The organism is Burkholderia sp. Ac-20345, assembly GCF_017104825.1.
Classification (GTDB): domain Bacteria; phylum Pseudomonadota; class Gammaproteobacteria; order Burkholderiales; family Burkholderiaceae; genus Burkholderia; species Burkholderia lata_B.
Genome location: NZ_JAAGPO010000257.1, coordinates 1 through 12,036 on the forward strand (window position 1 = coordinate 1; position 12,036 = coordinate 12,036).

Genomic DNA, 12,036 nt, shown 5'->3' on the forward strand with positions numbered 1-12,036 from the left:
CCTCGGCGAGCTCGGCTACACGCCGGACGACGCGCGTGCGCTGATCGAAGCCGGTGTCGTCGCGGGGCAGCATGGCGCGGACGACGCGGCACCGGGCGGCGCGCCGTCGCCGAACGAACTGGCGAGCGCGTAGCGCGGCCGCGATTCATCGAACGAACAAAGGCGTCCCGGCCGTGCCACGCACGGGCGCGGATCGCCCCATCCACGGAGACAACCATGACATCCGCTTCCCCGGCACTGGCCGCCGATCGCGAGACCGACGCGTCGATCGAGCAACGGGCCGTGCGCAAGGCCGCGTGGCGCTTCATCCCGCTGCTCGCGCTCGCGTACTTCTTCAACTACCTGGACCGCACGAGCGTCGGCTTCGCGGCGCTCACGATGAACCGCGATCTCGGGCTGACCGCGACGCAGTTCGGCTGGGGCGCGGGGATCATGTTCGCCGGCTACTGCGTGTTCGAAGTACCGAGCAATCTCGCGCTGTACCGTTTCGGCGCGCGCCGCTGGCTCGCCCGGATCATGATCACGTGGGGGCTGATGGCGGCCGCGACCGCGCTCGCGACCGGGCCGACGAGCTTCTATGCGATCCGGCTGCTGCTCGGCATCGGCGAAGCCGGTTTCTTTCCGGGCGTGATCTTCTTCCTCGCCGTGTGGTTTCCGGCGAGCTACCGCACGCGCGTGCTGGCGTGGTTCACCGTGTCGACGCCGCTGTCGTCGCTGATCGGCGGCCCGTTGTCGACGTGGCTGCTGCAGCTCGACGGCGTGCTCGGGCTCGCGGGGTGGAAGTGGATGTTCATCGTCGAAGGGCTGCCGGCGTGCGCACTCGGCTTTCTCGTGCTGAAGCTGTTGTCCGATTCGCCGACGCATGCCGCGTGGTTGTCGGACGACGAGCGTGCGGCGCTGCAGCGCGCGTTCGAGCGCGACGGCGCGGCCGCCGGCCGCAAGAAGCGCTTCGGCGTCGCGCTGCGCGACGTGCGCGTGTACGTGCTCGCGCTGATCTCGTTCGGCTTCACGATGGGTTCCTACGGGATCGGCATCTGGCTGCCGCAGATGCTGAAGGCGCACGGCATGTCGACAATGCAGACGGGCTGGCTGTCCGCGGTGCCGTACTTCTTCGCGACCGTCGCGCTGCTGTGGTGGGCGAAGCGCGTCGACCGGCGCGGCGGCCCGGTCGTGAACCTGGCGATCGGGCTGTTCATCGGCGCGGTGGCGCTCGGCGTGTCGACGCATTTCCTGACGCTCGGGCCTGCACTCGTCGGCATCACGCTCGCGCTGATCGGCACGATCGCCGGCCGCACGATCTTCTACACGCTGCCCTCACGCTTCCTGTCCGGCCAGGCCGCGGCCGGCGGGCTCGCGCTGATCAACTCGATCGGCGCGCTCGGCGGCTTCGCGGGCCCCTATCTCGTCGGCTATCTGAAGGACAGCTTCGGCACCTTTACCGCCGGCATGCTCGGCCTCGCGATCGTGCTCGCGATCACGACGCTGCTCACGCTGTCGCTGTATGCGTTCGACCGGAGCGAATGAGATGGACACGACAATTTCGATCAAGCGACGCCGGCTGCTCGGCGCGGCCGCCGCATCGCTCACGCTGCCCGCGTTCATCGAGACGCGCGCGGCGACCCAGGAGGGCGTTTCCCGCATGACAACGCAAAGCAACTATCTTGCGGTCCGGCCCGACTGGCTCGCGTCGGCGCTCGAACCCGCGCTCGAGCCCGACCTGCCGATCGTCGACGCGCATCATCATTTCTATGAGCGGCCGGGCTGGATCTACATGCTCGACGACTATTTGCAGGATGCGCGCTCGGGCCACAACATCCAGGCGTCCGTCTACATGCAGGCGCAGACGCGCTATCGCGATTCGGGCCCGGCCGAACTGAAACCGGTGGGCGAGACGGCCTACGTCGCGGGTGTGACCGAGCCGCTGCAGCACGGCCCGGTGGCGGTCGCGAAGGGCATCGTCGGCCACGCGGACCTGCGTCTCGGCGAACGCGTGCGCGAGGTGCTCGAAGCGCATCTCGAAGCCGGGCACGGGCGCTTCCGCGGGGTTCGTCACCTGACGACATGGGATGCCGATCCGACGCTCGCCAATCCGCTGTCGGCGGTGCCGCGCGGGCTGCTGCTCGATCCCGCGTACCGGGCGGGCGTCGCGCAGCTCGCGCCGCTCGGGCTTTCGTATGACGCGTGGCTGTTCTTTCCGCAACTGCCCGAATTGTTCGAGCTTGCGAAGGCGAACCCCGATACGCGCGTGATCGTCAATCACTGCGGCGGCGTCGTGCGGATCGCGAGTTATGCCGACAAGCGGCCGGAGGTGTTCGAACGCTGGTCGGCGTCGATGCGCACGCTCGCGCAACTGCCGAACGTGTACGTGAAGGTCGGCGGGCTCGGGATGCGCATCAACGGCTTCGATTTCGAGAAGGGCGAGCGGCCGCCGTCTTCCGTGCAACTCGCCGATGCGTGGAAGCCGTGGATGATGACCTGCATCGACGCATTCGGCCCCGAACGCTGCATGTTCGAGAGCAATTTCCCGGTCGACAAGGGCTCGTATTCGTTCGTGAACGGCTGGAATGCGTTCAAGCGGCTGACCGCGCAGGCCAGCCCGGACGAGCGAGACGCGCTGTTCCGCGGCACGGTCACGCGCGCTTACCGGCTCGGCTGACGCGCGCCGCGACCGGCGCGGCGCTTGCTCACCCGGCTTCCACCAGTGCCGCGAGTCGCGCCAGCGCCATTTGCCAGCCGGTCTCGTTGTCGGCGGCCGGCACGCCGGGCGGCACCCCGTCGTGCACGGCGTCCACGCGCGTGCCGCCCGCTTCGTCGGACAACGTGATCGTGATCGTCATCGCGCCGCGCAGCATCGGATCGTCGGTCTCGAACACGTCGATCTCGACGATCTGCTCGTCCGGCACGAGCGTGACGAAGCGGCCGTGATAGGTATCGGTGCGCGCGGTGGTCTTGCCGGTACCGGCCGACGGCGCGTCGTAGCTCAGCGACACGCGCAGCGCGCCGCCTTCGCGCGTGTCGTACGCATGCACGCGGCACGTCATGCCGTCGGGCACCTTCCATTGCTCGACCGCGTGCGGATCGAGCAGCGCGCGGTAGACGCGGCCGCGCGGGGCGTTCAGGTGCCGGCTGACCCGGGTCGAATGCGTGTGCGTGTGCAACATGTCGCCTCCCGCGGAACGCGCGCGACGGTGCACGCCGGCGGCCGGCGTGTCGTCATGCTTCCTTCAGGAATCCTAGGCGCGTGCGATGCGGCATGCAATCACCGCAAACGCTGTCGCGCTCGGCTCAGCGCAGCGCGGCGGCGAAGGCGTCGAGCTGCGTGATGCAGGTGTTCCAGCCCTCGAAGAAGCCGAGCGCTTCATGGCGCTCGCGCGTTGCGGCGTCCGGATGCATCACGCGCGCTTCGTAGCGGCTGCCCGCATCGTCGTCGGCCATCGTGATGATCGCCGTGAAGCCCATCCACGGCGCCTGCGGCCGCCAGCCGCCCGTGAGCATCGACGTGAACGCGATGCGCGATTCCGGCACGATTTCCAGGAAGCAGCCGGGATTGTCGCTCGTGCCGCCGTCGGGGCCGCGCATGAACGTGTGGAAGGCGCCGCCCGGCCGCAGGTCGAACGCGCGCACTTCGGTGGTCCACGGTTTCGGGCACCACCATTCCTTCAGCAGTTCGGGGTCGGTCCACGCACGCCACAGCGCGTGGCGCGGCGCACGCAGCGTGCGCGTGATGACGAGATCATGGGCTTCAACTGGGTTTGCTGACATCGTGCTCCTCCTGATGACGGCGTTCGACGAATTCGACGAGACGATCGGATCGTGCTTCCCACAGCGCGCGCTGCTCGGCGAGCCATGCCTCGGCCTCGGTCAGCCGGCTGCCGACCAGCGTGCAGGTGCGCGAGCGGCCGGCTTTGCGGGTCTGCACGAGACCGCTGCGCTCGAGCACCGCGACGTGCTTCATGAATGACGGCAGCGCCATGTCGAACGGCGCGGCCAGCGTGGAGACGGTCTGCTCGCCGCGGCCGAGCGCGCTGACGATCGCGCAGCGCGTCGGATCGGCGAGGGCGTGGAAGACGTCGCTGATGCCGGATTGAAGGTTAGCCATGTGGCTAAGTATAAGGGAGGTGAACGGCGATGCAACGGAAATTTTCGTCGCGTAGGATGATGGGGCGGTAACACGCGCCGACCGGGTGCGGCGTTGCCGAGCGCCTGCCGCCGTTGCGCGAGCCGCGACGACCGGCCGGGGTTCCTTCCCATCCGGACGCACGCCGAACCCGCGTGTGCGACCCAACTGACTACCGGAGTTGGCATGACCGAATCCGTTACCGTCCGCCGCGTCGACGCGGGCGAAGCGATGACCTGCGTCGATGAACTGGCCGACGTGCTGATCGATTGCGTCGAGGGCGGCGCGTCCGTCAGCTTCATGTTGCCGATCGAGCGGCCGACCGCTGTCAAGTTCTGGACGAACGTCGCCGACGGCGTCGCGAACGGCGAGCGCATCCTGCTCGTTGCCGAGGACGCGGCCGGCCGCATCCTTGGCACCGTGCAGGTCGTGACCGCGCAGCCCGAGAACCAGCCGCATCGCGCGGATATCGCGAAGATGCTCGTGTCGCGACACGCGCGCCGGCAGGGCATCGCCGCGCGGCTGATGGCGGCGGCCGACGCGGCCGCGCGCGACGCCGGCAAGACCGTGCTGGTGCTCGACACCGTGACGGGCGGCGACGCCGAGCGGCTGTACGAGCGGGCCGGCTGGCAGCGTGTCGGCGTCGTGCCGAACTTTGCGCTGATGCCTGACGGCGCGCTCTGCGCGACGACGTATTTCCACAAGCAGCTGGCGTAACGGCATCCGTCATGCATCCCGTCGCCCCGGTGCTCGTGTTCCTCACGCTCGCGGCGGGTGTCGTGGCGCTGATTGCGCCGGCGTTGCTCGCGGCCGCGTGGTGGCGCCGCACGCAGGTTCCGTGGCGTGTGTTTTTCTACGGCATGCTGACCTTTTTCGTGTTCCAGCCGGTGCTGCGCCTGTCGTGGCAGATCCCGCTGTTCCACTGGCTCGGGACGGGGCCGCGCTGGCATGTGCCGATGCTCGTGTTCGCGGCGCTGACGGCCGGGCTCTTCGAGGAATGCGGGCGCTGGGTCGCATTCCGGTATCTGCTGCCGAAGCGGCACGACACGCAAACGGCCGTGATGCTCGGGCTCGGGCATGGCGGGCTGGAGGCGATGCTGCTGGTCGGCGTCGGGTTCGTCGTGCTCGGCACCGGCTACCTGCTCGCGCACGCGGGTTTCGTCGTGTCGGCCGGCAATCAATCGCTGATCGGCGCGCAGTTCGCGGGCATGACGCTCGTGTCACCGTTTCTCGCGCTGTTCGAACGCGCGAGCGCGATGGCCGCGCATGTGGGGCTGTCGCTGATCGTGCTGCAGGCGTTCGTACGCGGCACGAAGCGCTGGCTCGCGTATGCGATCGCGTTCCATTTCATGTTCGACCTCGTTGCCGTACTGCTGACGCGGTACTGGCATGTCGATACCGTGCTGGTCGAGGTGCTCCTGTTCGTGTGCAGTGTCGCGCTCCTGTGGCTGGGGATGCGCTGGAGCCGCCGGGAAGCGGGGGCGGGCGATACGCGCACGGAGCGCGCCGCGTGAACGGGATGGCCGGTGTCAGCGTTGCGCGGCGGGGTTCGGCGGGCGGATGTCCGGCCGTTCTCCCGGACGCCACCGGCTGACGAGGCTCAAGCCCATCCCGGCCGTGACGATCGCGATGCCGGCCAGCGTCGGCGCATGCGGCCGTTCGCCGAGCAGCAGCATCGCCTCGAGCGTGGCAAGCAGCGGCATCAGCGCGGCGAAGGTCGCGCCGATCGCCGGGCCGAGCGCGACGACGGCCCGGCTGAAACAGTAGAGCGCCAGCACCGACATCAGCACGCCCTGGTAGATCGCCTGCGTGGCGATGGCGGCGGCCGGCGCATGCAGCACGGCGCCGCCGCGCACGGCCAGATAGAGCGGGCAGTAGAGCACCGCGGAGCCGACCGACACGACGGCCGTCGCGTGCAGCGCACCGGCGCCGGCGCGTTTCGTCGTGACGTTATAGACGGCCCACAGCAGGCCGCCGAGGACGAACAGCAAGAGGGGCGGCAGCCCGATCGCGCCGCGCAACGCATCGGATGCGGCCAGCGCGATGCCGGCCAGGATCGTGACGATGCCGGCAGCCTGCGCGGCGGTCAGCCGCTCGTGCGCGACCTGCCGGCCGAGGATCGCCGTGAACGCGATCATGCTGCCGGGCGTCAGGGCGAAGTAGCCGACCGGCGCGCGGCTCAACGCCGCGGCGACGGTCAGGATGTAGGGTGCGCCGGCACCGGTCACCATCAGCACGACCGACGCGGGGCGCAGCGTGCCGAGGCCGCGGCGCAGCAGGACGGGCAGCAGCAGCGTGCCCGATACGGCGAAACGGATGAACGCGATGTCGTATGCATCGAGGGCCGAGTGCGTGACGCCGAGGCGCGTGACGACCGGAAAGCCGCCCCAGATGAGCGCCGCGAGCAATCCGTAGCCGATGCCGGCGAGCCGTTCGTTTCCGTTCATGTGCTGTCCTCGTCGTGCGGCCGTTGCGGGCCGGTCGAGGGCAAGGATGCGGTGCACGCGGTAATGCGTCCAATATATTATTCAGGCGCTTTTAGGTCGTAAAAAGTCTTTGTTTTGACGAAATGGCCGATCGCAAAGGCAAGCATCGGAGCGTCTCCCCGGTCGCGGTGCGCGCAGGCAGGCGGCCGGGTGCCGTCAGGGAATCAAGCAGGGCCGGAGACATCGCCTATCCGATATATTCACGCAGGAACACTTCAGCAGAACACCCGGAACCACCGCCTCGATGAAACGCTCCCATGTCGCTTTTGCCCTCACGGGCCTGCTCGTCGCGCTGCCGATTGCCGCGTATGCGCTCGTCAAGCCGCTGCGCGTCGTCGCGCCCGCGCTGGTCCCCGGCGTGTCGTGCCCGAGCGCAGACATCTGCATCGACGATGCCGCGAAGCTCGGCGACGCGCGGCAGCTCTATCGCGAAGGCTACGGGCGCGCGGCGGCGGCTGTCGGCGCATTCCAGGAGGCGCCGCGCGTCGTGTTCTGTTCGACGCGGGCGTGCGCCGATGCATTCGGCCTTGGTCAACGCGCGGCCCTGACGCTCGGGAATTTCGGTGTGGTCGTCGCACCGCGCGGCTGGCAGACCTACTTTCTCGCGCACGAGCTCATCCATCACCGGCAGGCGGAAGTGCTCGGCAACCTGGCCGTCGCGACCAAGCCGCGCTGGCTGATCGAAGGAATGGCGTATTCGCTCAGCGACGATCCCCGCCACCCGCTGGCGGAGCCGTTCGAATCGTGGCGCACGCGTTTTGCCGCCTGGAATGCGGCGCGCGGTGCACAGCCGCTGTGGGACGCTTCACGGGCGGTCGACTAGCGCGGCAAGACGCTGAAAGCGCGGCCGCGCACGTCGATACTGCGATACGCCGCGCAGGCCGACACGCCATGACGCCATGACGTCATGCCGCGACTACACCGGCGCGCCAGGATCGTCCCGCCCGGCGGTGAGCGTGTCCCGCCCTGCGGCGAGGATCTCGTCGGCCAGCGCCGGATCGGTGCCGGCGATCGCACGGGACAGCACGAGCGCGCCGACCATCTGGCTGAAGACGGCCATCGCGTCGCGACGCGTCTGCGCCGGCGTCGCACCCTCCGTGGCCACCATCCGTTCCAGCCGATCGAGATACGTGGCGAGGCCGTGCGCGTAGCACGCACGCGCCGCATCGGTCAGTCGCGGCGCATCGCCCGCGAAACCCGACAGCGGGCATCCGGCCTCGACGTTGTCGCGATGCGCGGCCGACAGATACAGCGCCACCTGCGCGTCGAGACTGCCGGCGTTCGGCGAATCCGCGCGGTCCTGCATCGCCTTGTCCATCACCTCGGCGACCAGCGCGTCTTTCGACTTGAAGTGGTTGTAGAAGCCGCCCTGTGTGAAGCCGGCTTCCTTCATCAGCTCCGTAAGCCCCACTGCGTCGACGCCGCGCACGCGGAACAGCCGCTCGGCGGCCGCGACGATCGCGCTCCGGTTCTCGGCAGCCTGCTGTCTTGACACACCCATAGATCCCTCCCTGATTTTGCCGATCGCGTCGATTGGAAAACACAATGGCGATCACCATTGACATGCTCGAATTGCGCGAACACAATGCATCGCAAAGACAATGGTGATCGACATTGACATCGAGTGTAGCCGACTTGGCGGAGGGTGCAAAGCCACGGCCGGAACATCGGATGGCAATCGATCGGCGTCTTTGGCGCCGCCCGGGCGGACGGGCAGCGGACAGCTCACCGTCTGCCGCCTGCGGCGCAACGGTTCGATATGCAATGGCAGTCTGGTTTTCCACCGGATCTCATGCGCGCGGCGAGCCGGCGCGCATGCGATTCATCATGCGAAAGGAACAATCATGAAGATCGAAGGTGCAGTGGTGTTCATCACGGGCGCGAATCGCGGGCTCGGGCTCGAGTTTGCGAAGCAGGCGCTGGCGAGAGGGGCGCGCAAGGTCTATGCGGCGGCGCGCGATCCGGCCACCGTGACGCTGCCGGGCGTGGTGCCGGTGAAGCTCGACGTGACCGATCCGGCGGCCGTCGCCGCGGCGGCCGATGCGGCGCGCGACGTCACGCTGCTGATCAACAACGCGGGCATCGCGCGGCTCGGCAGCCTGACGGACGAAGGCGCGGCCGACGCGTTGCGCGCTCACTTCGAAACCAACGTGTTCGGGATGCTGGCGACGGCGCGCGCGTTTGCAGGCATTCTCGCCGGCCATGGCGGCGGCGCGATCCTGAACATCCTGTCCGTCGCGAGCTGGGTGAACCGGCCGATCCTGTCGAGCTACGGCGTGTCGAAATCGGCCGCATGGGCGCTGACCAACGGGCTGCGCCATTCGTTGCGCGAGCAGCGCACGCAGGTCGTCGGGTTGCATGCCGGCTTCATCGATACCGACCTGACGGCCGGCCTCGACGTGCCGAAGGCGACGCCCGCCGACGTCGTGCGCCAGGCGTACGAAGCGATCGAAGCGGGGGCGGAAGAGGTGTCGACCGACGAACTCACGCGGCACGTGAAGGCCACGCTGTCGTCGGGCGTTTATCTGGAAGAACCGGCGCAGCGTTGACGTCGCCGGAATCTCGACCCTGCCGCCCGCGCCGCACACACGGCACGGGCGGCGGGCCGCACCGTCAGACGGTGGTGTCGATGATGCCCGGGATCTTCACGTCCGGGTTCACGTCTGCGTCGTAGTCGACGCCGGCGATCTCGAAGCCGAACAAACGCAGGAACTCGGTCTTGTAGCCGGTGAAGTCGGTCAGCTCGTACAGGTTGTCGTTCGTCACGTGGTTCCACTGCGCGACGACCTTCGCCTGCACCTGCGGATCGAGCTCCTTGTAGTCCGCGCGCAGGCGGCCTTCTTCGTCGACGTGCGGCGTCGCGCCGTACAGGCTGTCCTTGAACAGGCCGTACACCTGCTCGATGCAGCCTTCGTGCGTGCCGGTTTCCTTCATCGTCTTGAACAGCAGCGACAGGTACAGCGGCATCATCGGGATCGCCGAGCTGGCCTGCGTGACCACGGCCTTCAGCACCGACACGCGCGCGTCTCCGCCGTGCGCGGCCAGCTTGTCGCGGATCGACAGCACTTTCTTGTCGAGATCCTTCTTCGCTTCGCCGATCGAGCCGTTCCAGTAGATGTCGTGCGTGATCTGCTCGCCGAGATACGTGAACGCAGTGGTCTTCGCGCCGTCGGCCAGCACGCCGGCTTCATCGAGCGCGTCGATCCACATCTGCCAGTCCTCGCCGCCCATCACGGCGACGGTGCCGTCGATCTCTTCCTGCGTTGCCGGTTCCAGCGTGACGTCGCGGATCACTTCCTTGTCGGTGTCGAGGCCGCGGAACGTGACCGTCTTGCCGATCGGCTTGAGCGTCGAGCTGATGGTTTCGCCCGTCTTCGGGTGCGTGCGGCGCGGTGCCGCGAGGCTGTAGACGACGAGATCGACCTTGCCGAGATCCTGCTTGATGGTGTCGATCGTGACCTGCTTGACCTTGTCGGAGAATGCGTCGCCGTTGATGCTGCGCGCATAGCGGCCCTTTTCGGCGGCGAATTTCTCGAACGCGGCGCTGTTGTACCAGCCGGCCGTGCCCGGCTTCGTTTCGCTGCCGGCACGCTCGAAGAACACGCCGAGCGTGTCCGCGTCCGCGCCGAACGCGGCCGAGATCCGGGCGGCGAGGCCGTAGCCGGTCGACGCGCCGATCACGAGCACCTTTTTCGGGCCGTTGGCGATCGGGCCGTGCGAAGTCACGTAGTCGATCTGTTCCTTGACGTTGGCTTCGCAGCCGACCGGATGAGTCGTCACGCAGATGAAGCCACGCACGCGCGGTTTGATGATCATGGGAACCTCTTGTCTGAAAGGCGGAAACGGCCTGAATTCGGGAAAATCCCGCGCATTGTAAAGGAAGCGGCCGATCGCGGGCGGGCGCGGCCGGAACCGGGGCGGATCGTCCGGTTATTTCTCTCTTGACAGAAATAACTGAAATGCCTAAATTTCACGTCATGGAACTCACACCGATTGCCGAACGATTCATTCTCCACTGGGGCGAAATGGGCTCGCGGTGGGGCGTCAACCGCACCGTCTCGCAGATCCACGCGCTGCTCTATCTGGCCGGCCGGCCGGTCGCGGCAGACGAGATCGCCGAGACGCTCAACGTGGCGCGCTCCAACGTCAGCACGAGCCTGAAGGAGCTGCAGGCGTGGCGGCTGGCGAAGGTCGTGCACGTGCTGGGCGACCGCCGCGACCACTTCGAGACGTCGACTGACATCTGGGAGCTGTTCAAGCTGATCGTCGAAGGGCGGCGCCAGCGCGAGATCGAGCCGACGCTCACGGTGCTGCGCGATTGCCTGACGAATCCGGAGATCGCGAACGAGAGCCGCGAGACCGAGCAGCGCATCCGCGACACGCTGCAGTTCGTCGAGACGCTCACGACCTGGTCGGACGAGATGCTGCGGCTCAAGCCCGATACGCTGATGAAGGCGCTCGGCATCGGCGCGAAGATCAGCCAGACGGTCAGGCGCAAGCCGTCGAAGTAAGCAGTATGCGCAGTGCGGGCAGCCAGCCCGCTTTTTTCGGGGTTGTTATTTCTGTTTGTACAGAAATAACTGTAAATAAAGGATGAAAATGAACACCGTCTTGCCGTCGACCCACCCGCATGGCCGCACCGGGGCGCGCAGCATGACCGTCCTCGTGTGCGGCGCGAACGGCTTCATCGGGCGGGCACTGTGCGCGCAACTCGAAGCCGGCGGCCATCGTGTGCTGCGCGGCGTGCGCCATGCGGCCGGCCCGTGCGATGTCGCGATCGACTTCGCGAAGGACGTCGATCCCGACGCGTGGCTTGCGCGGCTGGACGGCGTCGACGTGGTGATCAATGCGGTCGGTATCCTCGCCGATCAGCGCGGCGCGACGCTCGACGCCGTACATCGCGCCGCGCCGTGCGCGCTCTTCACCGCGTGCTGCCGCGCAGGCGTACGGCGCGTGATCCAGATCTCGGCGCTTGGCGTCGAGCGTGGCGATACGCGCTACTTCGCCAGCAAGGTCGCGGCCGACCGCTTCCTGCAGACGCTGCCGATCGACTGCCGGATCGTGCGTCCCGCGCTCGTCTATGGCACGGCCGGCGCGTCGGCGCGGTTTTTCCGGATGCTCGCGAGCCTGCCCGTGCAGGTGCTGCCGGCGGGCGGCCATCAACGGCTGCGCCCCGTGCACGTCGACGATCTCGCCGAAGTCGTCGCGCGGTGCGTCGATGCGCCGGCGGCCGGCCGCGTGGTGATCGACGTGGTCGGCCACGACGAAGTCGAATACCGCGAGATGCTGGCCCGCTACCGCGCCGCGCTGGGGTTTCCGCCGGCCGCCCGCATTGCATTGCCGGGCCCGCTGGCCGGCGCGGCGGCCGTGCTGCTCGGCACGCTGCCGGGCGCGATCTTCACGCGCGACACGTGGACGATGCTGCGCGGCGGG

At 68.0% G+C, this 12,036-nt stretch carries 14 protein-coding genes and 1 pseudogene; 9 read left to right on the top strand and 6 right to left on the bottom strand.

What is annotated here, in order from left to right; genetic code table 11:
* The 3 genes and pseudogenes from G3O06_RS50110 to G3O06_RS42920 form a co-directional block, all read left to right on the top strand.
* Positions 1-133, top strand: a pseudogene (locus G3O06_RS50110) (CoA transferase); the annotation flags it as partial.
* A gap of 83 nt (positions 134-216) precedes the next feature.
* The gene (locus G3O06_RS42915; RefSeq protein ID WP_174971332.1) at positions 217-1,524 is read left to right on the top strand and encodes an MFS transporter; all 1,308 of its coding nucleotides are present in this window, start codon (positions 217-219) and stop codon (positions 1,522-1,524) included.
* A 1-nt stretch (position 1,525) separates the two neighbouring features.
* Positions 1,526-2,656, top strand: a complete 1,131-nt coding sequence (locus G3O06_RS42920; RefSeq protein ID WP_174984486.1) for an amidohydrolase family protein — start codon at positions 1,526-1,528, stop codon at positions 2,654-2,656.
* A 28-nt stretch (positions 2,657-2,684) separates the two neighbouring features.
* Here G3O06_RS42920 and G3O06_RS42925 read toward each other — a convergent pair whose 3' ends face one another.
* From G3O06_RS42925 to G3O06_RS42935, 3 genes are all read right to left on the bottom strand, one after another.
* Positions 2,685-3,161, bottom strand: a complete 477-nt coding sequence (locus G3O06_RS42925; protein WP_069252656.1) for an SRPBCC family protein — start codon at positions 3,159-3,161, stop codon at positions 2,685-2,687.
* A 124-nt stretch (positions 3,162-3,285) separates the two neighbouring features.
* Positions 3,286-3,762 carry an SRPBCC family protein gene (locus G3O06_RS42930; protein ID WP_205819705.1) on the bottom strand — a complete coding sequence of 159 codons (477 nt, stop codon included), beginning with the start codon at positions 3,760-3,762 and terminating at the stop codon, positions 3,286-3,288.
* Positions 3,743-4,099 carry a metalloregulator ArsR/SmtB family transcription factor gene (locus G3O06_RS42935; protein ID WP_205819706.1) on the bottom strand — a complete coding sequence of 119 codons (357 nt, stop codon included), beginning with the start codon at positions 4,097-4,099 and terminating at the stop codon, positions 3,743-3,745. The genes G3O06_RS42930 and G3O06_RS42935 overlap by 20 nt, the downstream gene beginning before the upstream one ends.
* Before the next feature lie 204 nt (positions 4,100-4,303).
* On the opposite strand from G3O06_RS42935, the gene G3O06_RS42940 reads away from it, so the two are divergent.
* Both G3O06_RS42940 and G3O06_RS42945 read left to right on the top strand, forming a co-directional pair.
* Positions 4,304-4,834 carry a GNAT family N-acetyltransferase gene (locus G3O06_RS42940; protein ID WP_205819707.1) on the top strand — a complete coding sequence of 177 codons (531 nt, stop codon included), beginning with the start codon at positions 4,304-4,306 and terminating at the stop codon, positions 4,832-4,834.
* 11 nt (positions 4,835-4,845) lie between these two features.
* Positions 4,846-5,631, top strand: coding sequence for a YhfC family glutamic-type intramembrane protease (locus G3O06_RS42945; protein ID WP_205819708.1), 786 nt, complete (start codon positions 4,846-4,848; stop codon positions 5,629-5,631).
* A gap of 15 nt (positions 5,632-5,646) precedes the next feature.
* Here G3O06_RS42945 and G3O06_RS42950 read toward each other — a convergent pair whose 3' ends face one another.
* The gene (locus tag G3O06_RS42950) at positions 5,647-6,564 is read right to left on the bottom strand and encodes a DMT family transporter (protein WP_205819709.1); all 918 of its coding nucleotides are present in this window, start codon (positions 6,562-6,564) and stop codon (positions 5,647-5,649) included.
* Between the two features lie 283 nt (positions 6,565-6,847).
* Between G3O06_RS42950 and G3O06_RS42955 the strand changes: the two genes are divergently transcribed.
* Positions 6,848-7,426, top strand: a complete 579-nt coding sequence (locus tag G3O06_RS42955; protein ID WP_205819710.1) for a hypothetical protein — start codon at positions 6,848-6,850, stop codon at positions 7,424-7,426.
* A 93-nt stretch (positions 7,427-7,519) separates the two neighbouring features.
* On the opposite strand, the gene G3O06_RS42960 is transcribed toward G3O06_RS42955, so the two are convergent.
* A complete protein-coding gene (locus tag G3O06_RS42960) occupies positions 7,520-8,104 on the bottom strand; it encodes a TetR/AcrR family transcriptional regulator (protein ID WP_174984501.1) in 585 nt (194 codons plus the stop codon).
* A gap of 343 nt (positions 8,105-8,447) precedes the next feature.
* Here G3O06_RS42960 and G3O06_RS42965 point away from each other — a divergent pair, with 343 nt between their 5' ends.
* Positions 8,448-9,152, top strand: coding sequence for an SDR family oxidoreductase (locus G3O06_RS42965; RefSeq protein ID WP_174984504.1), 705 nt, complete (start codon positions 8,448-8,450; stop codon positions 9,150-9,152).
* Between the two features lie 64 nt (positions 9,153-9,216).
* Here the strand turns inward: G3O06_RS42965 and fabV are convergent, their stop codons facing one another.
* Positions 9,217-10,419 (bottom strand): enoyl-ACP reductase FabV, encoded by a 1,203-nt coding sequence (fabV, locus tag G3O06_RS42970; RefSeq protein ID WP_174918006.1) that lies wholly within the window; start codon positions 10,417-10,419, stop codon positions 9,217-9,219.
* Between the two features lie 161 nt (positions 10,420-10,580).
* On the opposite strand from fabV, the gene G3O06_RS42975 reads away from it, so the two are divergent.
* Both G3O06_RS42975 and G3O06_RS42980 read left to right on the top strand, forming a co-directional pair.
* Entirely contained in the window at positions 10,581-11,114 is a 534-nt protein-coding gene (locus G3O06_RS42975) for a MarR family transcriptional regulator (RefSeq protein ID WP_006480371.1), read from the top strand.
* Positions 11,115-11,202: 88 nt separating this feature from the next.
* Positions 11,203-12,036: NAD-dependent epimerase/dehydratase family protein (locus tag G3O06_RS42980; protein WP_241020533.1), on the top strand; the 834-nt coding region annotated here is incomplete at its 3' end.